Below are 22142 nucleotides of genomic sequence, written 5' to 3'. Positions count from 1 at the left end.
GTCGGGTTGTGGTTGAGGTAGTCACGCCACAGGACTTCGGCGATGTCCGCCATGCCCATAGGGGCCCCCGGGTGGCCGGAATTTGCTTTTTGTACGGCGTCCATGCTGAGTGCGCGGATGGCGTTGGCAAGCTCTTTACGAGAGGACATGTTTTACTCCAGGTCGGATAAAAAAAGCAGTCAAGTTCCCTATTTTCTCAGACTCCACATCACAACGGCAATCCCTAATGCCAAATGAGAGCGAGTTCACCACTTATTAGCACGATTGGACGCTTTTTCGGAATAACACTATTCTCGCCTTAGCTGGCGTACACTAGGCTCTTGCGACAAGATTTCCTCAAAGCAAAATGACTCTTTTACCTTGTTACCTTCACAGGAAGATGGCGTTATGAAAATTCGTACCTCTTTGATTGCGTTGGGCATTGCCACCTTGGCAACCGGCTGTCAAAACCTGAATACCGAAACCTTGATGCAGTCCGGCGCGCAGGCGTTCCAGGCGGCGACCCTGAGCAACGACGACGTTAAGGCCCTGAGTGATAAATCCTGCGCCGAGATGGACAGCAAGGCACAAATCGCGCCGGCCGGCAGCACCTACGCCAAACGTCTCAACAAAATCGCCGCGGCGCTGGGCGACAACATCAACGGCACCCCGGCCAACTACAAGGTCTACGTGACCAAAGACGTCAACGCCTGGGCGATGGCCAACGGCTGTATCCGCGTCTACAGCGGCCTGATGGACATGATGAACGACAACGAAGTGGAAGGCGTGCTGGGCCACGAAATGGGCCACGTGGCGTTGGGCCACACCCGTAAAGCGATGCAGGTGGCTTACGGTACCGTGGCGCTGCGCACCGCGGCGTCCTCCGCCGGCGGCGTCATCGGCTCGCTGTCGCAGTCGCAGCTGGCGGATATCGGCGAGAAGCTGGTCAGCGCCCAGTTCTCGCAGAAGCAGGAAAGCGAAGCGGATGATTACTCGTTCGATCTGCTGAAAAAACGCGGCATCGATCCGAACGGCCTGGCCACCAGCTTCGAAAAACTGGCCCAAATGGAAGCCGGCCGTCAGAGCAGCATGTTCGACGATCACCCATCTTCCCAAGCGCGCGCGCAGCACATTCGCGATCGCATCGCGGCAGAGAAGTAACAACGAGAACGCCCGGCAACCGCCGGGCGTTTTTTATCGTATCAATACAGGGTTTTCTGCGGCGGCCCGGCGAAGGTCAGCGGCCCGACCCGCTTCATGTCCACCTCGACCACCGACGGCCCCGGGTAATTGATCGCCTCGGCCAGCACGCCGTTGAACTGCGACGCCGCGTCCACCTTCCAGGCTTTCAACCCCATCGCTTCGGCGATCTGGGTAAAGGCCGGCGTATGCAGCTCGTTGTAATACTGGCGCCCGGCGAAATACTTGTCCTGAATGCCACGCATCACGCCATAACCGCCGTCGTTCATGATCAGCAGGGTGATGTTCACCTGTTCCTGCGCCATGGTCGCCAGTTCCCCCAGGCCCAGCGCCAGACCGCCATCGCCCACCAGCCCCACCACCTTGCGCTGCGGGTTGGCGATTGCGGTGCCGATCGCCATCGGCAGCCCCATTCCAATGGCGCCAGCCAGCGAGTGTATGTTGCACAGCGGCGAGATCGCCCGGAACAGCCGGCTGCCCCAGACGCTGCCGGAAACGGTGATATCGCGCACCAACAGCCCGTCCTGCGGCAGCGCGGCGTCGATGGCGTCATTGAGTTTGGCGTATTCGCCGGACTGCTGGCGCAGCGCGCTCTCAGCCTGCTGCACCGCTCCCGCGATCTCGGCATCCCACTCGGCGCTCACCTTCTCGCCAGGGGTCAACCGCGCCGCCAGCGCCGTCAGCAGCGCCGCACAGTCGCCATTGATCTGTTCATCGGCCAGGTAGTTGCGGTTGGCCGCCGCCGGATCGATGTCAATTTGCACCAACGGGCGCGGCAGCGGCAGCGTCCAGGTCCGGGTTTCATTACTGCGCAGGCGCGAACCGGCCACCAACGTCAGGTCGCACTGCGTCAGGATCGCTTCGATGCTCGGCGAGTTGTGGAACGCCCGCAGGCTGCGCGGATGGCTGTCAGGCAGAATGCCGCGCCCGTGGGTGCTGGAGATCACCGCCACGCCGGCGTCCGCCAGCTTGCGCACCGCGTCGCCGCAGGCCAGCGCACCGCCGCCCAACCATAACAGCGGGCGCTTGGCCTGTTTCAGCCGCTGATGCAGCCGCTCCACAGCTGCGGCGTCCGCCTTCGGCAGCGGCGCCGGCGCCAACGGTTCGGCCAGCACCGAGCGGGACACCAGGCTGCTTTGAATATCGATCGGGATCTCGACCGCCACCGGGCCGCAGGGCACGGTTTGCGCATCCAGGATCGCTCGCTGGATCACCGCCACCGCCTGCTCCGGCGAATTGACCCGGTAAGCGCGCTTGGAGCAGGCGCGCAGGAAGCCGAGCTGATCGCGGGTTTCATGAATAAAACCGGCGTCGGCGTCCAGATAGGCTTTTTCCACCTGGCCGGTGATATGCAACAGCGGCGTGTTGGCGTTAAGCGCTTCAATCATCGCCCCCACCGCGTTGCCCGCGCCGGCGCCGGTGCTGGTCAACGCCACGCCCAGGCCGGAGAAACGCCCGTGCGCGTCGGCCATGGTCACCGCGCCCGCTTCGCCGCGCGCCGGCACGAAGCGAATTTTATCGCGCTGCCCCACCGCATCGGCGATCGGCAGATTATGAATCGAAATGATGCCGTACATCGCCGACACCGCGTACTGTTCCAGAGTCCGGGCTATCGCCTCGCCAACCGTGATTTTATCGCTCATCATCTGCCTTCTTAGGGTAATCGTTATTAGGGTTATGCGTAGAGGTGTCGGCCTAGTCGCTCCAGCGGTTCACCTGATGGCTCAGCGCCAGATACACGCTTTTCTGCTGCATGTAGGCCTTGATGCCGTTCAGGCCCTTTTCGCGGCCCAGTCCGCTTTCCTTGAAACCGCCGAACGGAGTGGAAATCGAGAACGTTTTGTAGGTGTTGATCCAGACGGTGCCGGTTTCCAGCCGCTCCGCCAGCGCCATCGCCCGCGGGAAATCGCGGCTCCAGATGCCGGCCGCCAGGCCGTACACCGAGTCGTTGGCCTGTTCGATCAGCTGTTGCTCGTCGTCGAACGGCAGCGCCACCAGCACCGGGCCGAAGATCTCCTCCTGGCACACGCGGGCATCGTTGTTCAAACCTTCGATAATGGTCGGCAGGTAATAGCTGCCGCTCGCCAGTTGCGGATCGGCCGGCGCTTCGCCGCCGATGCTCACCCGGCCGCCCTCCTGCCGCGCCAACGCCACGTAGTCCGCCACGCTTTGCCGATGCTTGGCGCTGATCAGCGGGCCGAGATGCACGCCCGGCACCAGCGGGTTGCCGATGCGCAGCCCCGCCGTCAGTTCGGTCAAGCGCGCCAGCAGCGGCTGATACAGCGAACGATGCACGAACAGCCGTGAACCGGCGATGCACGCCTGGCCGGCAGAGCTGAAAATGCCGTAACAGATGCCGCGCGCCGCCTGCTCCAGATCGGCGTCCTCCAGCACGATGGTCGGCGATTTACCGCCCAGCTCCAGCGAGGTGGGGATCAGCTTGTCGGCGGCGATGTGCGCCAAATGGCGCCCGGTGCCGGTCCCGCCGGTAAAGGCGATCTTTTTCACCAGCGGATGGCGCGCCAACGCCTCGCCGATCACCGAACCTTTGCCCGGCAGCACGCTGAGCAACCCGGCAGGGAGCCCCGCCTGTTCGAACAGCTCGGCCAGCTTCAGCGCCATCAGCGGCGTGGCTTCGGCCGGTTTGAGCACCACGGCGTTGCCCGCCGCCAGCGCCGGCGCCACCTTCTGCATTTCGCTGGCGATCGGTGAGTTCCACGGCGTAATGGCGGCGATCACCCCCATCGGTTGATACTGACTGAGCGTCATCACTTCGGCGCTGCGCGGGGTCGGCAGCTCGCCTTCCAACACCTCGCAGGCGGCGGCGAAGTAGCGCGCGGTCGCCGCCGCGCTGGCCACCAGGCCGCGGGTTTCCGCCAGCGGTTTGCCGTTGTCGCGCGTCTGCAACTCGGCCAGCTGTTCCTGCTGCGCCAGGATCAGGTTGCTCACGCGGTAGAGAATTGAGGCGCGTTGGTGCGGCACCAGCCCGCGCCATTCCGGCGCGCGCCAGGCCTTTTCCGCCGCCTCTACCGCCTCGTTGACATCCTCGACGTTAGCGGCGCGCAGCCGCGCGTTGACGCTGCCGTCGGCCGGGAATACCGAAGCCATCTCTTCGCCGCGCCCTTCACGCCAGCGCCCGGCGACAAAAATATTCAATCGTTCCATGCTCCGCTCCTGCCGTTCAGGCAATAAAACCGCCGTCCACCAGACGGCGGCAGGCTTGTACCGCGCTCAGCGCCGCCAGGGTTGATGTTTTGGGATTGCTCGCCAGCGGGTTGCCGCTCAGCTCAATGTGAAACTCGCCAAAGTCGCCGCACACCTGCAGGCGATGGGTATTGCGCCGGGTGGCGGGATCGACCTGCAGGCGCACCCGGGTGGCGTCCATCCCCAGACCGTTGAGCGCAATAGTGGCCGCCACGTTGGCGTTGGCCGGGAACAAACGCGCCGCTTCGCGCGCCGAGCCTTCAAAAAATACCTGCGCCTCGCGCACCGCATCGAGGTCGATCAGTTGCTCCGCCGGGCTGCCGCGCCAGCTGGCCGGGCTCTTGCTGGCCTGATAGGTCACGCTCTCCAACCCGCCTTCACGCGCCGACGCCAGCCCGTCCATCCCCGCCACCGCGCCGGACAGCACGATCAGCTGCCCGTGATGGTGGCGGCAAACCTGCTGCAGCCGCTGTTGCAATGCGGCGTCCGCCAGCGCGCCGGTCGAGACCACCGCCAGCGGCCAACCGCGCTGCAGCACCGCCTCGCCAAACTCCGCCACCGCCTGCTGGCTGGCGCACTCCAGCACCAGATCCGGCCGCTGCGAACACTGCTCCGGATGGGTCAGCGCCTGCACCCGCCCGTCAAAAGCCTCGGCGATCGCCGCATGATGAGCTGCGCGCGCCAGGATCCAGCCAACCTCCACGCCTTCCGGCAGACGGGCGATCACTTCCTTCGCCATCGCGCCGTAGCCAATCATCATGATCTTCTTCATCTTTCTCGGCCCCTGCTACACATGGCGGTTAAAGCCGCCGGAAACGTCCAGCGCCGCGCCGGTGGTAAAGGAAGCCAGCGGCGAAGCGAGGAACAACAGCGCCTGCGCCGGCTCCTGCGGCTTGCCCAGGCGTTTCATCGGGATGCCGCGCCGTTCGGCGATGGCCGCCGTCCACTGCTCCCAACTTTGATCTTTATCGCTGCGCTCGTCGAAACGGCGGCGCCACTGGCCCGACTCCACCATCCCCAGCAAGATCGAGTTAACCCGAATGCCTTTGCCCACCAGCTCTTTCGACAGCGTCAGCGTCATGTTGAGCAGCGCGGCACGCGCCGCCGAGGTGGCGATCATGTGCTCTTCCGGCTGCAGCGCCAGCAGGGAGTTCACGCAGGTGATAGACGCGATCGCCGATCGTTCCAGCGCCGGTAAGAACGCCTGCACCGGGTTGATCACGCCGAACAGCTTCAGCTCGGCCTCATGCAGCCAGGCCTCGCGCGGCGTCTGGTCAAAATGGGCGACGAAGCCCTGACCGGCGTTGTTGATCAGCAGATCCACGCCGCCGAAATGCGCCGTCACCTGAGCGGCGAACTGCGCCACCTGCTGCGCGTCCAGCACGTCGCAGCGCAGCGCCAGGATATCCGCCTGCGGGAAGTCCGCGCGCAGGCTGGCTGCTGCGCCGGCCAGCTTATCCTGATCGCGGCCGCAGAACGCCACTTTCGCCCCTTCGGCCAGCAGCAGCTTCAGGGTTTCAAAACCGATGCCCGACGAGCCGCCGGTCACCACCGCCACCCGATCCTCAAGCTGAAAATTCATCGTTGGATTGCTCCCGTAAAGTCCCGCAGATAGCGGTTGAAACACGCCGGCGCATCGAGGTAGCTGGCATGACCGGCGGCGGCGATCAGACGCAGCGTCGCGTCCTGCTCGCGCGCCAGCTCGGCCGCCTTCTCCGGTGGCGTAATGCGATCCTGTTCACCGCACCACACCTCCAGCGGGCCGCGATAGCGCGCCAGATAGCGACCGATATCATCGTTGGCCAACATCCAGGCGGCACTCAGAAAACCGTCGGGATCGAGCTGCTGCATGCCGTTGCGCACCCAGGCGATATCCTGCGGATCCGCCCCTTCACGCAGCAAGGCCGCCGCCCGCTGCTCGCCGTAGCCCACCGGCCCCAGCGTCTCTATCATCTGCTGGCGCTGGCCGTACACCTGCCGGCGTTTTTCCTCCGGCGCCGTGGCATAGCCCTGCGCCGGATCCGCCAACACCAGCCCGCACAGCCCATCCGGATAGCCGGCGGCATAGGCGCTACCGATCAGCGCCCCCAGCGAATGGCCGACGATCAGCGGCTGCACCAGCTGCAGCTCATCAATCAGCGCCGCCAACGCCGCCGCATAACCGGCGGCATCGGCCTGCGGATCCGCCAACGGCAGGCTGCCGCCGTAGCCCGGCGCGTCCCACGCCAACAGACGGTGGCCGTCCGTCAGGCCGTTATCGTTGAACTGCTTGATCCACGAGGCGGATCCGGAGCTGATGCCGTGCAGCAACACCACCGGCCGCCCCTGCCCGGCCTCGCGCCAGCTCAGGGTGTACGCCCCGCAGCGCGCCCGTTGGCGTTGCGCCAGGCCGTTCATCAGTTGCGCTTCACTTTGGACAGCGGGTGATCCGCCGGATAGGTCGGGATCTCCGGCTTGGCGGTGCCGAGCATCACGCACATCAGCGCCTCTTCCTCGCCGTGATTGAACAGGCCGCGATACACCCCCGCCGGCACCGAGATCAGATCGCGCTCTTTCAGCCTGGTTTCGTAATACTCTTCCCCATCCTGAATCATCAGCGTGATGCTGCCTTTCAGCATGAAGAACACTTCTTCCACGTCGTCGTGCAGGTGCAGCGGGCCCTCGCACTTCGACGGCAGCACCATGGTGGAGAAGGTGAAGTTGCCCGCCGGAATGGTGTTGGCGTCGCTGGCCACGCCGGTGGCGCCGGTGCCGATGTAGCGCATCTGCGCGCGGCGGTATTTCGGGTCAAAATCGGCCTGGAATTTCAGCGCGTTCCAGTCATATTTGCGGCCTTCGAAACGGGCAATGCGCGACTCCACCCAGTTTTCCATCGACAGATCCTGCGGCTTGACGCCGGCTTTGTTCTCAACCTGAGACATGTTGTCACTCCTCTGTTGAATCAAATGGTTATCCCCTTCGTCTTTCACTCTGTCGCGTTGTTGGCTGCATTCGTTCGCACCAGTCACTTACCACAGTAAGCTCCTGGAGACTCACGAACTTGCCGCCTAGCCACAGCATGAAATCCATTGGGCTTAGTAATTGTTAATTCAGTACTTTCTCAGCAACGGCAGCAGAATGAGGCAGCCGACGAACGCCATCACCACCAGGAACAGCAGGCCGTTATCCATATTGCCGGTGGCGGCGATCAGCGCCCCCATCAGCACCGGCGCCAGCGCGCCGGCAAAATTGCCCAACCCGTTGAAGATGCCGCCGGCGGTGGCGCTCACCTTGCTGCTGGTGGCCTTCGCCAACAGCGCGAAAATATTCGGCGCGCCGGCGCCCCACATAAAGGTGCTGAAGGCCATGGCGGCGATCACGCTGTAGGTGCCCTGCAGGTGCAACACCACCGCCAGACCGAGGCCGGCGCCGCACAGCGACAGGAAGCAGGCCAGCGCGCGGCGATCCAGCTTGTCCGACAGCCAGGCGCCCAGCACTTCGCCGAGCAGCATGGCGATGAACGGCAGCGAAGAGAGGTAACCGGCATGCTCCAGATGAATGCCTTTGCCCTTGATCAGATAGCTCGGCAACCAGCCGTTCATGCCCCACAGGTAGGTCAGAAAGGCGATGTTGAACAGGCAGATCATCCAAAAGTGCGGACTGCGCAGCAGCTCGCGGCGGTGCTGTTTGCGTTCGGACACCGCCGGTTTGGCCGCCGCCGCCGGACGCGAGACGTTCAGGTGGCGCATGCCGAACAGCACCAGCAACATCACCGGCAACGTCAGAAACGCCATAAAGAAGAAGGTGGCCTGCCAGTCGAAGGTATTGAGGATGTACAGGGTGACCGGGAAGCCGAGCGCGGCCCCCAACGGCGTGCCGAGCAACCACAGCATGGTGGCGCGTGCCTGCAGCTGCGGCGGGAAAGCCTGACGAATAATGGCGTAGGCCATCGGCAGCAACGGCCCTTCGGCGATGCCGAGCAGGATGCGCAGCGTCATCATGGCGTGATAGGAACGCACCAGCCCCATCAACACCATCAGCACGCCCCACACCACCATCATGCCAATCAATACCTTGACCGGATTAAGCCGATCGCCGATGCCGCTGAGCAGCATGGAGGAAATGCCGTAGGAGAACAGAAACGCGCTCATCAGCAAGCCCAGCCGCGCCGGGTCAAAACCAATGCCCAACGCCTGCTGAAACTCGGCGTCGGAAAACAGCGCCGCGATGCTGATCTTGTCGAAAAACGCCAGCAGCACGCAGGCGAACAGCGCGATCGGCACCGACCAGCGCACCCGCTGCTGCGGATTTTCGGCAACGGTTTCCCCCGCCCGTCCAGCGCGGGCGTCAATGTCTTGCGTAGTCATAAAACGCTCCCGAGGTTCGGGCGTTATTTCAACGCCATCAAAGAAAACTCCGCATCCGCCAGTTGCTGCGGATCCAGCACCCGGCCGCTCGCCAGCCAACGCTTGCCGAGTTTGATGGTGCGCGCGTCGTTGAACGCCACCATCTGCACCAGCTGCCGATCGGCGTTCAGCGTGAAGAACACCTGCGACTGCGGCGTGCGGCGCACCACATGGTGCACGCCGCCGCTCGGCACGCCGAGGATCTGGATATTGACGTCATATTGATCCGACCACAGCCAGGCCACGTCGTCATACGGGGCGGCGAAGGCGTCGAGCATCGCGCAGGCGGTGCTGATGGCCTGATTTTGCGCGTAGGCCCAGGACTGCAGGCACAGGCCAAGCGTCGGGTGACGCGCCACGTCGCCGGCGGCGAAGATCGCCGGATGGCTGGTGCGCCCCTGGCCGTCGACCACAATGCCGGACTCGATCGCCAGCCCGGCGCTGCGCGCCAGTTCGAGATTCAGCTCGACGCCGATCCCCACCACCACCAGATCGAAGGCCTGCGGATCGCTGACTTCGCTGCCGATCCAGGCGGCGCCGTCGCGATCTTCCAGCGAGATCTCACCGCAGCCGCACAGCACCGTGACGCCCTGCCGGCGATGCAGTTCGAGCAACGCCTGCGAGACATCGGCGCCGACGCTGCGCATGCACAGCGCTGGCTGGCGTTCAAACACCGTCACCTCGGCGCCGAGACGCCGCGCGGAAGCGGCGATCTCCAGCCCGATCCAACCGCCGCCGACGATCGCCAGGCGACGACAGCCCTGCAGCCCCTGCCGCAACCGGGCCGCATCGTCCCAGGAACGCAGCGTCATCACGCGCGGGTGCTGCGCCCAGGCGGCGCCAGGCACACGCGGCCGCCCGCCGGTGGCGATCAGCAACTGCTCGAACTGCAGCCGTCGCCCGTCGCTGAGCGTGACGATTTGCTGTTCGGCGTCGATGGACTCGGCGCGCAGCGGGCGGCGCCAGTCGATATTCAGCTCCGCCACCGTCTGTTCGCTGAACAGCCGGCTGAGGGAAGCCGCGGCATCCAGCAACGCCGCTTTCGACAGCGGCGGCCGCTCGTAAAAATCGTAGGGTTCGTCGCTGACAACCGTCAGCCGGCCGCTGTAACCGCGGTCGCGCAGCGTCTTGGCCGCCCAGCCGCCGGCCTGGCCGCCACCGACGATGACGATGCCCGCCTGTTCAGCCCGGTTCATAACGCCTCCGCTTTTTTATGCTGGCGGCGCGTGTCGTGATCGATGCCGCCCTCTACCGCCCATTCGGTGAAGGAGACCAGCGAATGCTCCAGCTCGCGCGGCTGCCAGTTTTCCGTCAGATAATCGTCGTTGGTGTAGTACTCGAACGCGCCGCCGGTCGGGCTGTTGACGTACCAGAAATAGGCCGAGGAGATCGGGTGACGGCCGGGGCCGATAAAGGTGCTCCACTGCTCTTTGTTCATGGCGATGCCGCCGCCGATCACTTCGTGGATATCGCGCACGGTGAACGCCACGTGATTCAGGCCGCGTGGGCGGTTCGGCAACTTCAGCAGGAACAGGTTATGATGGCCGCCGCGCGCCTGGGTGCGCAGGAAGACGGCGCGATCGATATAGCGATCGGAAACCTGGAAATCCAACAGCTCGCGGTAGAAACGCTCGGTCGCCGCCAGATCGTCGACGAAGAACACCACGTGGCCGATGTTGATCGGCTGCGCCTGCGAATAGACCGGGCTGGGTTGATCGATGCGGCGCACGTCGCCCCACTGGTTGATCGGCGTGACCGGCACCTCGACCGCCTGCTGGCGGCTGACGACGAAGCGCAGCGTCATGCCGTTGGGATCGCGGCATTCCAACTCTTCTCCCACCTGACGGAAGCCGGGCATCAACGCCAAACGCGGCTGCAGGCGCGCCAGTTCGGCGGGCGAGGCCACGCCCCAGGTCATGCGGCGCAGGGTGGAACCGCCTTCAAACGCCGCAGGCAGCGCCGCGCTTTGCAACGGGTGCAGGACAACCCGCGCCCCGCTCAGGGTCGTGAATTCGCGCTGCGCTTCGCCCCAATGTTGCGTGGCGGGCTGCAGGCCGAAATCTTGCATGAATTTTTCGCAGGTTGGCAGATCTTCGACGCCAAATTCCAGTTTTTCGATTCCGATTACGCTCATTGTTCAGCCTCACATTCTCGCTGCATACGGTTTTCAGGCATGACTGAACCCCGGCCCGTGTTTGCTGCGGGCCTTATCCCTGCCTGAGTAAAAGAGTCGGTCCTGTCGGTTAGCCGACGTTGGCCTGCGGCGGCGCGCCGAGGAAGCCGGAAATTTTCTCCGCCGCGTCGCGCACTTCCATGCGCAGCCGCTCGCGATCCGCTTTCGGGATCTCATCGGACGGCACCATGATGCTGACCACCGCCTCGACCCGCTGCTCGCGGTTGAAGATCGGATAGACGATCGAGGAGATGCCGTGGCGGAAGAACGATTCGCCGATCACATAGCCGCGCGCCTTGTCTTGCTGCACCATCTGCCACAGCGTTTCGCGATCCGCCGGGGTGCCCGGCGCATTGCCCGGCAGCTGCGCGTCTGGATAAAGTTGTTCGAACTCACTGCGAGTCGCGCTGGTCAACAACATGCGACCGAGCGAGGTTTGGTGCACCGGCAAGCGGGTGCCGACGCTGACCTGATTGATCTGCGAACCGGCAGCGCTGACGCGGGCGATATAGATCACATCACGCCCGTCGCGGATCGCCAGATGGCTGCTGCACTGGCTGCGATCGCGCAGCTGCTCGATCACCGGCTGGCCGGCCTGCGCGACGTCCAGCGACGCGATATATTCGAAGCCGAGGCGCAGCACCTTGATGCCGAGCGCAAAGGTGTTGGTGCGCGGATTGCGCTCCAGAAAGCCCAGGTGTTCGAGCGTCTGCACCACGCGATAAGCGGTGGCCTTCGGCATATCGACCAGGCGATGCAACTCGGCGAAGGTCATCTCCTTATGCTGCTCGCCAAACGCCAGCAGCAACTGCAACCCGCGATCCAGCCCCGGGATCAGATACTTACATGCTTGCTCGTCCGCCATCTCTCGCTCCTGCGCTGTGCGCCTGCCCTGCGGGCCGTCAGTTGAATACGAAGCCGCCGTTGACCGGCAGCAGTTGGCCGGTGACGAAATCCGCCAGCGGCGACAGCAGATAAAGCACCGTACCGTTCACATCGTCCGGGTGCTGCGCCCCGGCCAGCGCGCGCCCCTGCTCGTACAGCTGGTGGCGTTCGGCGGGGACATACTCGGTGGCTTCCACCCGCGTCAGGCCCGGCGCGATGGCGTTGACGCAGATCCCCTGCGGCCCCAGTTCACGCGCCATCGATCGGGTCATCGCGATCAGCGCGCCTTTACTGGCAACATAGGCCATCAGGCGCGGCGCGCCCCACAGCGCGGTGTCCGACGCCACGTTGACGATCTTGGCGTGCGGGTTGCGCGCCAGCAGCGGCACCGCCGCCTGGCTCACCAGCCAGGTGCCGCGCACGTTGACCTGCATTACCCGATCCCACAGATCGATGTCGTATTCCATCATGGTTTTACCGCCGACGCCGGTCGCCAGCGCCGCGTTGTTCACCAGCCCGTCGATCCCGCCGCCTGTGGCGATCTTCTCGAACGCCGAACGGATCGAATCCGGTGAGGCCAGATCGATGATTTGCGTTTCCACCTGAGCGCCCTGCTCGCGCAGCGCGGCGCCGCTCGCCGCCAGCTCATCCGCCAAAATGTCGCACATCACCACCTGCGCGCCGGCAGCCGCGATGGCGGCGGCGAAGCTGTAGCCCAGGCCGCGCGCCGCGCCGGTGACCACGATGCGTTTATCGTTCAGCAGGCCGTTCACTGCGCCGCCTCCCGCTCGCGCAGCGTCGCCAGCTGTTTTTGCGCCTCTTTCTGCATCAGGCGGCGCAGGCGAGAAAGACCGACGTCGTGCTGGTACAGATATTCGCGGCCGCGGGCGTTAGGCGCCATGTTCTCAAGCACGATGCGATCCTGCTCGAGCACGTCCCAATGCAACGATTCCAGGCGATTGCGGTACATGAAGCGCCACATGTCGCGCTGCCAGTCTTTGACCTTACGAATGCGCCAGAAGAATACCCGGCAGTGATCCTTGTCTTCCGGCACCACCATGCCGATGATCCAGAAGTGACCGCCCGGCCCGAAGCGCTTCTTGTACGGGATCGACAGGCGCATCCAATACGCGCCGCTGTTGCCGAATTCCACCCAGTCGAAGTTGATGCCGATCTGGCCGTTTTTCTTGAAGATGAAGCCGCTGTCGGTCGGCTCCAGCGCCATGTCCGCCTTGCGATCCCCTTCCGCCATCGAGTGTGAAGAGGAGTGCAGGTAAGTGCCGTGCATCGGATCCATCACGTTTTCCAGGGCGTACTGGTAGTTGCAGTTCCAGCTGGCGGTGCACAGAAAATTACTGTACGACGCTTCGTCCGCCAGCTCTTGCGGGAAAGTCAGCTCCGCCGGCGCTTCATCCGCCGTCACGCCGAAATAGAGGAACACCGCGCCATAGGCTTCTTTGGCCGGGTAAGATCGCAGGCATTTTTGCCCCACCAGCGGGCAGCGATCCACCGCCGGCACGTCTTTCACCGTCCCGTCGCCGCCGACTTCCACCCCGTGATACCAACAGGCGATGCGATCGCCGAGATTCCACCCCATGGAAAGCCGCGCGCCACGGTGCGGGCAGCGGTCTTCCAGCGCGTGGATCTGGCCTTCGCCGTCGCGCCACACCACGATTTGCTGCTCCAGGCGGGTGATGCCGACCGGGTTGTTGCCCACTTCCCAGCTGGCCAGCACCGGATACCACATGCCGCGCAGCCCCTGGTCAAGATAGTCCTGCAAGCTCTGTTCGGAGGATGTTGTGTTTGCTGTCATTGTCTTCTCCCGGGTGTCGCTCAGAAACCGTTAACGTGAAGGAATTCGCGGAACGTCGCCTCATTCCACGGCTGGCCGCTGCGATCGAACAGACGACGCTGATTCAACGCGCTAACGATCTGCTCCAGCTCTTCCCCCCCCTGATCGAAGATCGTTTCCAGCGCCGCCACCAGGGCGGTTTCGAAACCGTCCGGCACCCGGGCGCGGTTTTGCCAGATGACATTGCGGAACTGGCCCGGCTGATGGATTTGACCGTTGCCGCCTTCGCGGGCTGGCGTCACTTGTTGGGTGTCCGGCAGCCAGGGATTGAAATCGGTGATGTGCTGCATGATTACTCCTCCGCGATAAAGGTGATCTGGATTTGGTTGTCGACCACCCGGGTGGGATAGGTTTGCAGATCTCGGCCGCCCGGCTCGCGCAGGCACTGGCCGGTGCGCACGTCAAACAGCGCTTCGTGCAGCGGGCACTCAACCTTGCCGTCGTCTACAAACCCCTGGCTGAGCAAGGCATAAGCATGCGGGCAGACGTCTTCCAGCGCGTAGTAGTTACCGTCGAGCAGGTACACCCCGATCTCTTTTCCTTCCACTTTGCCGGAGAAAGGAAAATCTTCTTTCACCTGAGACACTTCGCACACATTCTTCCAGCTCATTGCTTTTATCCTCTATCTGATTGTTTCATATATGAAACTCAGTTTCTTATTTAATACAGCCACTATAAGTCTGGCGAAACTTTCGTCAAGCGAGCGGAACGGCAAATGTTAATGAAAGGTTGTTTAAAAATGACAAATGTGGGAAGGATCACGAAATCATGCACCAATATGAAAAACCTATGTCAGTTGTGCGCTCCCTCGCTAATTTATGGCAAAAAACGCGTTGATCTCTGCGGCGAATTGCGCGTAAAAGTGTTTTCCCTCTGTCATTTACACCCTATTTGATAACAATAAATTTACATCAATCAGCCCCATCCCCGCGTTTGCGCCAAATGGCATCCTCGGGTGAGTTTACTGCTGCCTGAATTCGTCAACCGCTCGCACTGAGGAACGCGCCGTGCAACAACGTCAACGCTGGTTTGGGGTGATCGCCCTGCTGTTTCTGATCGTTATCGCCTATGCGGATCGGGTTAATATCGCCGTGATGTTGGTCAATCCCGACTTCCTGCAACACTTTCAACTCGGCGGTGACCGCGCTCACCAGGGCACGCTGATGACGGTGTTTTTACTCGGTTACGGCCTGTCCGCCATGTTGCTGACGCCGTTTCTGGAAACGCTGATGGGTTACCGCCGCGCGCTGACGCTGAGCGTGGTGCTGTGGGCGCTGCTCACCGCCGCCTCGCCGCTGGCGGGATCGCTGCTGTTGCTGTGCGCGGTGCGCGCGCTGCTTGGCGTCAGCGAAGGGCCGCTGTTCTCGCTGAAAACCATGTACATCAGCGATCATTTCGCCGCCGACGAGCGCGGCAAGCCCAACGCGGTCAGCGCGCTGGGCGTCTCGTTGGGGCTGGTGCTCGGCTTTCCGCTGGTGAGTTTTCTGATGGCGCACTTCGGCTGGGCGATGTCGTTTCACCTGCTGGCGCTGCTCAACCTGCTGCTGGGCCTGGCGCTGGTGCGGTTGTTCGTTCATCCGCTCGCCTTACCCTCATCTTCTTCACGCCCTGCCGATTCGCAACCGGTGCTAAGCCGCGTCTGGCACACCTTTGCGCTGGCCTGGCGCACGCCGATGCTCGGCTGGATCCTGCTGATCGAGATCGCCACGCTCAGCTACCTGTGGGGCTCCAGCGCCTGGCTGCCGGCTTACCTGACCGATGAAAAGGGGTTCTCCATCAAGCAAATGGGCTGGATGGCGGCGCTGCCGTTCATCGTCAGCATCGCCTCCAAATACCTCGGCGGCGCGTTGCTCGATCGTATCCGCCCCTATCAGGCGCCGCTGATCTTCGTCTTTGGCGGCGCGGCGACCGCACTGTGCATCTATGGCGTAATGAACAGCCATCAGCTTGGTTGGATCGCCTTCTTCCTGCTGGCGGCCAACGCCTGTTGGGGTGCGCAGGGCGCGGCGATCCCCACGCTGCTCCAGCATTATGCGCGGCCGGAGGCGGTCGGCAGCGCCTATGGGCTGATCAACGGCATCGGCAATCTGTTCTCGGCGTTCGTGCCGATGGCCATGGGCATGGTGATGGCCAGCCAGGGCAAGGTGTCCTCGGGCTTTGCGGTGCTGATTGCCTCACAGCTGTTGACGCTGCTGGCGGGCGGCGCGCTGTTTAGCCGTATGTTGCTGACGCGGCAGGTGAAACGGGCATAGTCTGTTCCCGCACCGTTGCGGCAGAGAAAGCCAATGGCCTTGAGAGGGTGCTCATGGATCTGGACGCCAACAACCAGCAGACGGGGGACATCCCCCGTCGCCGGGTTGCCTTACCGTTCGGATTCGTAAGCCAAAATGGCCGCAACCTCCGTAGTGCCCGATCGGATCCGCAGCTCGCACAGCGTGCTACGGGTTATCCATGCCAGTGATATTACCGTGGCACAAATAACCACCAGTTTTAACAGGCTCCGTTTGTTCGGCATCATGCCTTCTTCTCCTTGCCTCGCGGCGGGTAAGAGGCTAACTTAACGTTGCTGGCGTTAGAGTAGGCCTCGGGTTGATGAATATCGACTCGGGGCTTTTCTCTTTGTACCTTTCACGCAGGCTCTAGATACAAAGATCCAGAGCACCCGCGCGCAGTATATTCATCCTCCCCGTTATCCCGGTTCCTTTTTACTGACTCCGTTTCATTTCTGCGCAAAATTGCGCAAAGGCGTTGCAACAGACTGAAAATCGCCGCGCGGATGGCGACAAATGAAATAAAAAAAAGCGGCCCCCATACGATGGGAGCCGCTTTTTCAGCGAGGCGTGGTCTGGCGTCAGGCGTGTTTCTTGGCCGCCTGCAGGTACAGCATTTCCAGACCCAGGGTCGCCGCGGCCAGCGCGGTGATCTCGGACTGATCATAGGCCGGCGCCACTTCCACCACGTCCATGCCGACGATGTTCAGCGACTGCATGCCGCGCACCAGTTTCAGCGCGCGATCGGAGGTCAGGCCGCCGATCACCGGCGTGCCAGTGCCCGGTGCGAACGCCGGATCCAGGCAGTCGATGTCGAAGGTCAGGTACACCGGCATATCGCCGACGATGCCTTTGATCTGGGTCAGCAGGTCGTCCACGCTGCGATCGTTCACCTGCGCGGCGTCCAGTACGGTAAAGCCATTGTCGTGATCGAACTCGGTGCGAATGCCGATCTGCACCGAGTGATGCGGGTCGATCAGGCCTTCGTTCGGCGCATGATAGAACATGGTACCGTGGTCGAACTTGCTGCCGTTGGCGTAGGTATCGGTATGGGCGTCGAAGTGTACCAGCGCCAGCTTGCCGAAATGCTTGGCGTGCGCGCGCAGCAGCGGCAGGGTGACAAAGTGATCGCCGCCGAACGAGAGCATGCGCTTACCGGCCTTCAGCAGTTTCTCCGCGTGCGCCTGCAGCTTGTCGCTCATGTCCTGCGCATCGCCGAAGTTGAACACGATGTCGCCGCAGTCAACCACGTTCAGGCGATCGCGCAGATCGAAGCTCCACGGCCAACGGTTGCCTTCCCAGGCCAGGTTGGTGGACACCTGACGGATGGCCGCCGGGCCATGACGGCCGCCGGCGCGACCGGAGGTCGCCATGTCAAACGGAATGCCGGTGATGACCCACTCTGCATCGCTGTCGTAAGGCATGAAGTTCAGCGGAAAGCGCAGGAAACCAAAGGCGTTGGACACTAATGAATTATCGGACTGATGGCCTAAGGTGCTCATAGTAAACCCTCGTAGTTCAACAAGTTGCCGGGCGCAGACGCCGGGCCGTTACAAAAAAAAATCCCTCCCGCGTCGTTAGCCCGACGAGAAAGGGATTTATTCGATGTGTGTTTCGGTGCTACCGATACGGCAGATTATGGCCGCATTTTATCCATGCTTCAAGAGGGCCGATATCGCCCCCCATGAAGAAGGCGGTTACTCGTCTTCCAGATACGTATAACCGTACAGACCGGCCTCAAACTCTTCCAGGAACTGCGCCTGCAGCTCGCTGTCCAGATCGGTTTCTTTGACCTGATCGCGGAATTTTGACAGCAGCGCGCTCGGATCGAGTTGCACATACTCCAGCATATCCGCCACGGTGTCGCCCTCGTCGGACAGCTCGGTCTCGACGCTGCCGTCCGGGAACACGTACACGTCAACCGAGGCGGTGTCGCCGAACAGGTTGTGCATGTTGCCGAGGATCTCCTGATACGCACCGACCATGAAGAAGCCCAGCGCCGGCGGGTTCTCCGGATCGTACGGCGGCATCGGCATGGTGGTCGCCACGCCGTCGCCGTCGACGTAATGGTCGATGGTGCCGTCGGAGTCGCAGGTGATATCGAGCAGCACAGCGCGGCCTTCCGGCGGTTTATCCAGCCCTTCCAGCGGCAGCACCGGGAACAGCTGGTCGATACCCCAGGCATCCGGCATCGACTGGAACAGTGAGAAGTTGACGTAGAACTTGTCCGCCATGCGCTCTTGCAGCTCGTCGATGATCGGGCGGTGTGCGCGGTTGCTCGGATCGAGCTGCTGCTGGATCTTGTTGCAGATGTTCAGATACAGCTGCTCGGCCCAGGCGCGCTTGGTCAAGTCCAGCATGCCGTGCGCGTATTGGGTGTGCACATCGTGCAGATCCATCTGGCTGTCGTGCAGCCATTCGCGCAGCGAGCGGCGGTTCTCCGGCTCGTTCATTTCCAGCCAGGTTTCCCACATGCTTTCCAGCGCGCGCGGCGCGTCGGCTTCCGGCGGCTGCGGTTCGCTGAATTCGTTACGCTCGACGCCGATCACGTTGGAGACCAGCACCGTGTGGTGCGCGGTCACGGCGCGGCCGGACTCGGTGATCACCGTCGGGTGCGGCAGGCCGTGTTCGTTACAGGCGTCGCCGATGCCCCAAATCACGTTGTTGGCATATTCGTTCAGGCCGTAGTTGACCGAGCAATCGGACTGCGAACGGGTGCCTTCGTAGTCGACGCCCAAGCCGCCGCCCACGTCGAAGCACTGAATGTTGACGCCCAGCTTGTGCAGCTCAACGTAGAAGCGCGCCGATTCGCGCACGCCGGTGGCGATGTCGCGAATGTTGGCCAGCTGCGAACCCAGGTGGAAGTGCAGCAGCTGCAAGCTGTCGAGGCGGCCCGCTTCACGCAGGGTTTCTACCAGCTTCAGCACCTGCACCGCCGCCAGACCGAACTTGGATTTTTCGCCGCCGCTCGACTGCCATTTGCCGGAGCCTTGCGATGCCAGACGCGCACGCACGCCCAGGCGCGGTATGACGTTCAGCCGTTCGGCCTCTTCCAGCACCAGGTTGATCTCGGACATTTTCTCGATCACCAGGTACACCTTGTGCCCCAGCTTTTCCCCGATCAACGCCAGGCGAATGTATTCACGATCTTTATAACCATTACAGACAATCACCGAGCGGGTCATGCCGGCATGCGCCAGCACCGCCATCAGCTCGGCCTTGGAGCCGGCTTCCAGCCCCAGCGGTTCGCCGGAATTCACCAGCGATTCAATCACGCGGCGGTGTTGGTTCACCTTGATCGGATACACCAGGAAATAACCGCCCTGGTAGCCGAAGGATTCACGCGCGCGTTTGAACGCGGCGTTGATCGAACGCAGGCGATGCTGAAGGATCTGCGGGAAGCAGAACAGCGCCGGCAGACGTTGGCCGTCTTTCTGGCGCGTTTTCACCAGTTCTGCCAGATCGACGCGCGCCTGCGGGACATCCGGATCCGGGCACACGCTGATATGGCCCAGCTCGTTGACGTCATAGTAATTGTTGCCCCAGTAGGCGACGTTATAAGTACGCAGCATCTTGCTGGCATTACGATCATTCATGGCAACCTCCTGCATGGAGCGCAAAGATAAAGACTCGCCCGCAACCGGCGGACGGTGAATCAACAGATCATCAGACATGGTTCGCCTCACATTCCCTACTGACGAAACCGTCAGCCACTATCGCAGCTACAACCCGCGAGAACAACCCAACAAGCCGCGCCGGCGGCAGCGAAGAGAACTGCCGTTCGCGGTCAGCGATCGGTTTATCACTCATATAATTGTAAGACACCCTGTTCAAACCTCGTGAATCGGGCCAAGAAACATCCCACAGGAAGGCTGCAGGCTACCCTTGTTCAGTTCTTCAGACGACCGTTAGCCGGCCCGAGAATCCTGAGTAGCGGCCAAGTGTTTATCGCACCTGGTAAGTGACAGAGAGACAAGACGGGAAATAGCAGAAGAATGTGCGCCAGAACGGCACTGCTGTTGAGAACCAACAACCGGTAGACAACGGATCATTAATCCAACCACCTCCACGCGCGCCGTTCGGAGTGAACGACCCAGCCTCTAAAATAGTGTAAGAACGTGACCGTTCGATGAAGCGGCGGCGCTTACGGCGAACGCCCGCGACGGATAATAGCGCAACGCCGGCGAATGCAAAGCGGAAGTTAATCGCACCTTCCACCACGCCAGACCGCCGTACTGTGCAGCAAATGAACCGCGCGCGCAGTTTATACCGGTAAGCAGGTGAAAAAGCAAAATGAAAATTCGCCGAAAACTGTTTCAAGCGATGAAAATGGCGCCAACCCGTTTGCGCAAAAGAGCGAAAGCGCAAAAAATTACTGGCAATCTGGCTAAACCCTGACCTAAAATAGACGTCCAGATGTTAATCCATCTATACTGGTTAACTGATAAACTGCTTAACGGCTTTGCCTGAGGGGCGTTGCAGGATGCATCTCGCGCCATCAGCGGAAGACCCTTCGCTTCGATGCCGGATCTCCAGCGCTGTGCAGTAATTTCTAACCCGTCTTATGCAAGGTAAAGAACACAATGGCTAAACACCTCTTCACGTCCGAATCCGTCTCCGAAGGACATCCCGATAAAATCGCCGATCAGATCTCCGATGCCGTCCTCGACGCCATCCTGGAACAAGATCCGAAGGCGCGCGTCGCCTGCGAAACCTACGTGAAAACCGGCATGGTCTTGGTCGGCGGTGAAATCACCACCAGCGCCTGGGTCGATATCGAAGAGATTACCCGCAAGACCGTGCGCGAGATCGGCTACGTTCATTCGGACATGGGCTTTGACGCCAACTCCTGTGCAGTATTGAGCGCTATCGGCAAGCAATCCCCGGATATCAATCAGGGCGTTGATCGTACCGATCCTCTCGAGCAGGGCGCCGGCGATCAGGGCTTGATGTTTGGCTACGCCACCAACGAAACCGACGTGCTGATGCCTGCACCTGTCACCTACGCGCACCGTCTGGTGCAGCGCCAGTCCGAAGTGCGTAAAAACGGCACCCTGCCGTGGCTGCGCCCGGATGCGAAGAGCCAGGTGACCTTCCAGTACGACGACGGCAAAATCGTCGGCATCGACGCCGTGGTGCTGTCCACCCAGCACTCTGAAGACATCTCGCTGAAAGATCTGCAAGAAGCGGTGATGGAAGAGATCATCAAGCCGGTACTGCCGGCGGAATGGCTGACGGCGGGCACCAAATACCACATTAACCCGACCGGCCGTTTCGTTATCGGCGGCCCGATGGGCGACTGCGGCCTGACCGGCCGTAAGATCATCGTCGACACCTACGGCGGCATGGCGCGCCACGGCGGCGGCGCCTTCTCCGGTAAGGATCCGTCCAAGGTTGACCGTTCCGCGGCTTACGCGGCGCGCTATGTGGCGAAAAACATCGTTGCCGCCGGCCTGGCCGATCGCTGCGAGATTCAGGTGTCTTACGCTATCGGCGTAGCGGAACCGACCTCCATCATGGTGGAAACCTTCGGTACCGAGAAAGTGCCAACCGAACAGCTGACGCTGCTGGTGCGCGAATTCTTCGATCTGCGCCCATACGGCCTGATCCAGATGATGGATCTGCTGCAGCCGATCTACCGCGAAACCGCCGCCTACGGCCACTTCGGCCGCGAACACTTCCCATGGGAAGCGACCGACAAAGCCGCACTGCTGCGCGATGCCGCCGGCCTGAAATAAGCCCCGACATCAACATGAAAACGGCGAGCCTGGGCTCGCCGTTTTTTTTGAGCAGATGGGTGCTCATGGATCAACGCATCAACTGCCGGCCGGCGGAGGCAAAGCCCCCGCCGCCGGGTTGTCTTACCGTTCGGATTCGTAAGCCAAAATGGCCGCAACCTCCGTAGTGCCCGATCGGATCCGCAGCTCGCACAGCGTGCTACGGGTTATCCATGCCAGTGATATTACCGTGGCACAAATAACCACCAGTTTTAACAGGCTCCGTTTGTTCGGCATCATGCCTTCTTCTCCTTGCCTCGCGGCGGGTAAGAGGCTAACTTAACGTTGTCACGCGTTAGAGTAGGCCTCGGGTTGATGGATATCGACTCGGGGCTTTTCTCTTTGTATCTTTCACGCAGGCTCCAGAGACAAAGATCCAGAGCACCCGCACGCAGTATATTCACCTCCCCCTCTCTT

General features: G+C 62.0%; 22 protein-coding genes. 3 read left to right on the top strand and 19 right to left on the bottom strand.

Annotation, left to right across the window (positions count from 1 at the left end):
* A partial coding sequence (locus ACJ8KE_RS18090) for a hypothetical protein (protein WP_197665176.1) occupies positions 1-149 on the bottom strand: 149 nt, incomplete at its 3' end.
* 238 nt (positions 150-387) lie between these two features.
* Here ACJ8KE_RS18090 and ACJ8KE_RS18085 point away from each other — a divergent pair.
* The gene (locus ACJ8KE_RS18085) at positions 388-1140 is read left to right on the top strand and encodes a M48 family metallopeptidase (RefSeq protein WP_016930039.1); all 753 of its coding nucleotides are present in this window, start codon (positions 388-390) and stop codon (positions 1138-1140) included.
* Between the two features lie 41 nt (positions 1141-1181).
* On the opposite strand, the gene ACJ8KE_RS18080 is transcribed toward ACJ8KE_RS18085, so the two are convergent.
* The 14 genes from ACJ8KE_RS18080 to ACJ8KE_RS18015 form a co-directional block, all read right to left on the bottom strand.
* Positions 1182-2822, bottom strand: a complete 1641-nt coding sequence (locus tag ACJ8KE_RS18080; RefSeq protein ID WP_147881490.1) for a thiamine pyrophosphate-binding protein — start codon at positions 2820-2822, stop codon at positions 1182-1184.
* 52 nt (positions 2823-2874) lie between these two features.
* Complete coding sequence (locus tag ACJ8KE_RS18075) at positions 2875-4344, bottom strand: aldehyde dehydrogenase (RefSeq protein WP_016930041.1); 1470 nt, start codon at positions 4342-4344, stop codon at positions 2875-2877.
* Positions 4345-4360: 16 nt separating this feature from the next.
* Positions 4361-5155, bottom strand: a complete 795-nt coding sequence (locus ACJ8KE_RS18070) for an aspartate dehydrogenase (RefSeq protein WP_240293702.1) — start codon at positions 5153-5155, stop codon at positions 4361-4363.
* Between the two features lie 15 nt (positions 5156-5170).
* Positions 5171-5965, bottom strand: a complete 795-nt coding sequence (locus tag ACJ8KE_RS18065; RefSeq protein WP_049299792.1) for an SDR family oxidoreductase — start codon at positions 5963-5965, stop codon at positions 5171-5173.
* A complete protein-coding gene (locus ACJ8KE_RS18060) occupies positions 5962-6780 on the bottom strand; it encodes an alpha/beta fold hydrolase (RefSeq protein WP_048796837.1) in 819 nt (272 codons plus the stop codon). Before ACJ8KE_RS18060 ends, ACJ8KE_RS18065 begins: the two co-directional genes overlap by 4 nt.
* Positions 6780-7304 carry a cupin domain-containing protein gene (locus ACJ8KE_RS18055; protein WP_004937634.1) on the bottom strand — a complete coding sequence of 175 codons (525 nt, stop codon included), beginning with the start codon at positions 7302-7304 and terminating at the stop codon, positions 6780-6782. Before ACJ8KE_RS18055 ends, ACJ8KE_RS18060 begins: the two co-directional genes overlap by 1 nt.
* A 168-nt stretch (positions 7305-7472) precedes the next feature.
* Positions 7473-8729 (bottom strand): MFS transporter, encoded by a 1257-nt coding sequence (locus tag ACJ8KE_RS18050; RefSeq protein WP_016930045.1) that lies wholly within the window; start codon positions 8727-8729, stop codon positions 7473-7475.
* A 23-nt stretch (positions 8730-8752) separates the two neighbouring features.
* Positions 8753-9964: an NAD(P)/FAD-dependent oxidoreductase gene (locus tag ACJ8KE_RS18045; protein WP_116403782.1), complete on the bottom strand. Its 1212-nt coding sequence runs from the start codon at positions 9962-9964 to the stop codon at positions 8753-8755.
* A complete protein-coding gene (locus ACJ8KE_RS18040; protein ID WP_016930047.1) occupies positions 9961-10902 on the bottom strand; it encodes a VOC family protein in 942 nt (313 codons plus the stop codon). The genes ACJ8KE_RS18045 and ACJ8KE_RS18040 overlap by 4 nt, the downstream gene beginning before the upstream one ends.
* A 109-nt stretch (positions 10903-11011) precedes the next feature.
* Positions 11012-11806 carry an IclR family transcriptional regulator gene (locus tag ACJ8KE_RS18035; RefSeq protein ID WP_004937625.1) on the bottom strand — a complete coding sequence of 265 codons (795 nt, stop codon included), beginning with the start codon at positions 11804-11806 and terminating at the stop codon, positions 11012-11014.
* A gap of 37 nt (positions 11807-11843) precedes the next feature.
* On the bottom strand, positions 11844-12599 hold the full coding sequence (locus tag ACJ8KE_RS18030) for an SDR family oxidoreductase (RefSeq protein ID WP_143779461.1): 756 nt from the start codon (positions 12597-12599) through the stop codon (positions 11844-11846).
* Positions 12596-13639 carry an aromatic ring-hydroxylating oxygenase subunit alpha gene (locus tag ACJ8KE_RS18025; protein WP_305179440.1) on the bottom strand — a complete coding sequence of 348 codons (1044 nt, stop codon included), beginning with the start codon at positions 13637-13639 and terminating at the stop codon, positions 12596-12598. The genes ACJ8KE_RS18030 and ACJ8KE_RS18025 overlap by 4 nt, the downstream gene beginning before the upstream one ends.
* Before the next feature lie 20 nt (positions 13640-13659).
* The gene (locus ACJ8KE_RS18020; RefSeq protein ID WP_016930050.1) at positions 13660-13968 is read right to left on the bottom strand and encodes a recombinase-like helix-turn-helix domain-containing protein; all 309 of its coding nucleotides are present in this window, start codon (positions 13966-13968) and stop codon (positions 13660-13662) included.
* 2 nt (positions 13969-13970) lie between these two features.
* Positions 13971-14288, bottom strand: coding sequence for a non-heme iron oxygenase ferredoxin subunit (locus tag ACJ8KE_RS18015; RefSeq protein ID WP_004937614.1), 318 nt, complete (start codon positions 14286-14288; stop codon positions 13971-13973).
* A gap of 397 nt (positions 14289-14685) precedes the next feature.
* On the opposite strand from ACJ8KE_RS18015, the gene ACJ8KE_RS18010 reads away from it, so the two are divergent.
* A complete protein-coding gene (locus tag ACJ8KE_RS18010) occupies positions 14686-15930 on the top strand; it encodes an MFS transporter (protein ID WP_016930051.1) in 1245 nt (414 codons plus the stop codon).
* Positions 15931-16040: 110 nt separating this feature from the next.
* Here the strand turns inward: ACJ8KE_RS18010 and ACJ8KE_RS18005 are convergent, their stop codons facing one another.
* The 3 genes from ACJ8KE_RS18005 to speA form a co-directional block, all read right to left on the bottom strand.
* Positions 16041-16193 (bottom strand): Hok/Gef family protein, encoded by a 153-nt coding sequence (locus ACJ8KE_RS18005; protein ID WP_004937610.1) that lies wholly within the window; start codon positions 16191-16193, stop codon positions 16041-16043.
* Between the two features lie 336 nt (positions 16194-16529).
* Positions 16530-17450: an agmatinase gene (speB, locus tag ACJ8KE_RS18000; protein ID WP_004937606.1), complete on the bottom strand. Its 921-nt coding sequence runs from the start codon at positions 17448-17450 to the stop codon at positions 16530-16532.
* A 195-nt stretch (positions 17451-17645) separates the two neighbouring features.
* A complete protein-coding gene (gene speA / locus ACJ8KE_RS17995) occupies positions 17646-19622 on the bottom strand; it encodes a biosynthetic arginine decarboxylase (RefSeq protein WP_028127388.1) in 1977 nt (658 codons plus the stop codon).
* A 909-nt stretch (positions 19623-20531) separates the two neighbouring features.
* Here speA and metK point away from each other — a divergent pair.
* Positions 20532-21686 carry a methionine adenosyltransferase gene (metK, locus tag ACJ8KE_RS17990; protein WP_016926681.1) on the top strand — a complete coding sequence of 385 codons (1155 nt, stop codon included), beginning with the start codon at positions 20532-20534 and terminating at the stop codon, positions 21684-21686.
* Positions 21687-21809: 123 nt separating this feature from the next.
* Here the strand turns inward: metK and ACJ8KE_RS17985 are convergent, their stop codons facing one another.
* Positions 21810-21962, bottom strand: coding sequence for a Hok/Gef family protein (locus ACJ8KE_RS17985; protein WP_004937610.1), 153 nt, complete (start codon positions 21960-21962; stop codon positions 21810-21812).
* Positions 21963-22142: the final 180 nt, after the last annotated feature.

The sequence above is a fragment of the Serratia sp. CY56464 genome, assembly GCF_052168435.1.
Lineage (GTDB): Bacteria > Pseudomonadota > Gammaproteobacteria > Enterobacterales > Enterobacteriaceae > Serratia > Serratia marcescens.
The sequence above is the reverse complement of the archived record's forward strand: the minus strand, read 5'-3'. Positions and strand labels throughout refer to the sequence as shown.

Coding starts and splice junctions, on each gene's coding strand:
- ACJ8KE_RS18085 (WP_016930039.1), top strand. CDS start 388: ATGAAAATTCGTACCTCTTTGATTGCGTTGGGCATTGCCACCTTGGCA.
- ACJ8KE_RS18040 (WP_016930047.1), bottom strand. CDS start 10,902: ATGAGCGTAATCGGAATCGAAAAACTGGAATTTGGCGTCGAAGATCTG.
- ACJ8KE_RS18070 (WP_240293702.1), bottom strand. CDS start 5,155: ATGAAGAAGATCATGATGATTGGCTACGGCGCGATGGCGAAGGAAGTG.
- ACJ8KE_RS18020 (WP_016930050.1), bottom strand. CDS start 13,968: ATGCAGCACATCACCGATTTCAATCCCTGGCTGCCGGACACCCAACAA.
- ACJ8KE_RS18045 (WP_116403782.1), bottom strand. CDS start 9,964: ATGAACCGGGCTGAACAGGCGGGCATCGTCATCGTCGGTGGCGGCCAG.
- metK (WP_016926681.1), top strand. CDS start 20,532: ATGGCTAAACACCTCTTCACGTCCGAATCCGTCTCCGAAGGACATCCC.
- ACJ8KE_RS18060 (WP_048796837.1), bottom strand. CDS start 6,780: ATGAACGGCCTGGCGCAACGCCAACGGGCGCGCTGCGGGGCGTACACC.
- ACJ8KE_RS18065 (WP_049299792.1), bottom strand. CDS start 5,965: ATGAATTTTCAGCTTGAGGATCGGGTGGCGGTGGTGACCGGCGGCTCG.
- speA (WP_028127388.1), bottom strand. CDS start 19,622: ATGTCTGATGATCTGTTGATTCACCGTCCGCCGGTTGCGGGCGAGTCT.
- ACJ8KE_RS18035 (WP_004937625.1), bottom strand. CDS start 11,806: ATGGCGGACGAGCAAGCATGTAAGTATCTGATCCCGGGGCTGGATCGC.
- ACJ8KE_RS18075 (WP_016930041.1), bottom strand. CDS start 4,344: ATGGAACGATTGAATATTTTTGTCGCCGGGCGCTGGCGTGAAGGGCGC.
- ACJ8KE_RS18005 (WP_004937610.1), bottom strand. CDS start 16,193: ATGCCGAACAAACGGAGCCTGTTAAAACTGGTGGTTATTTGTGCCACG.
- ACJ8KE_RS18050 (WP_016930045.1), bottom strand. CDS start 8,729: ATGACTACGCAAGACATTGACGCCCGCGCTGGACGGGCGGGGGAAACC.
- ACJ8KE_RS18025 (WP_305179440.1), bottom strand. CDS start 13,639: ATGACAGCAAACACAACATCCTCCGAACAGAGCTTGCAGGACTATCTT.
- ACJ8KE_RS18080 (WP_147881490.1), bottom strand. CDS start 2,822: ATGAGCGATAAAATCACGGTTGGCGAGGCGATAGCCCGGACTCTGGAA.
- ACJ8KE_RS17985 (WP_004937610.1), bottom strand. CDS start 21,962: ATGCCGAACAAACGGAGCCTGTTAAAACTGGTGGTTATTTGTGCCACG.
- ACJ8KE_RS18015 (WP_004937614.1), bottom strand. CDS start 14,288: ATGAGCTGGAAGAATGTGTGCGAAGTGTCTCAGGTGAAAGAAGATTTT.
- speB (WP_004937606.1), bottom strand. CDS start 17,450: ATGAGCACCTTAGGCCATCAGTCCGATAATTCATTAGTGTCCAACGCC.
- ACJ8KE_RS18055 (WP_004937634.1), bottom strand. CDS start 7,304: ATGTCTCAGGTTGAGAACAAAGCCGGCGTCAAGCCGCAGGATCTGTCG.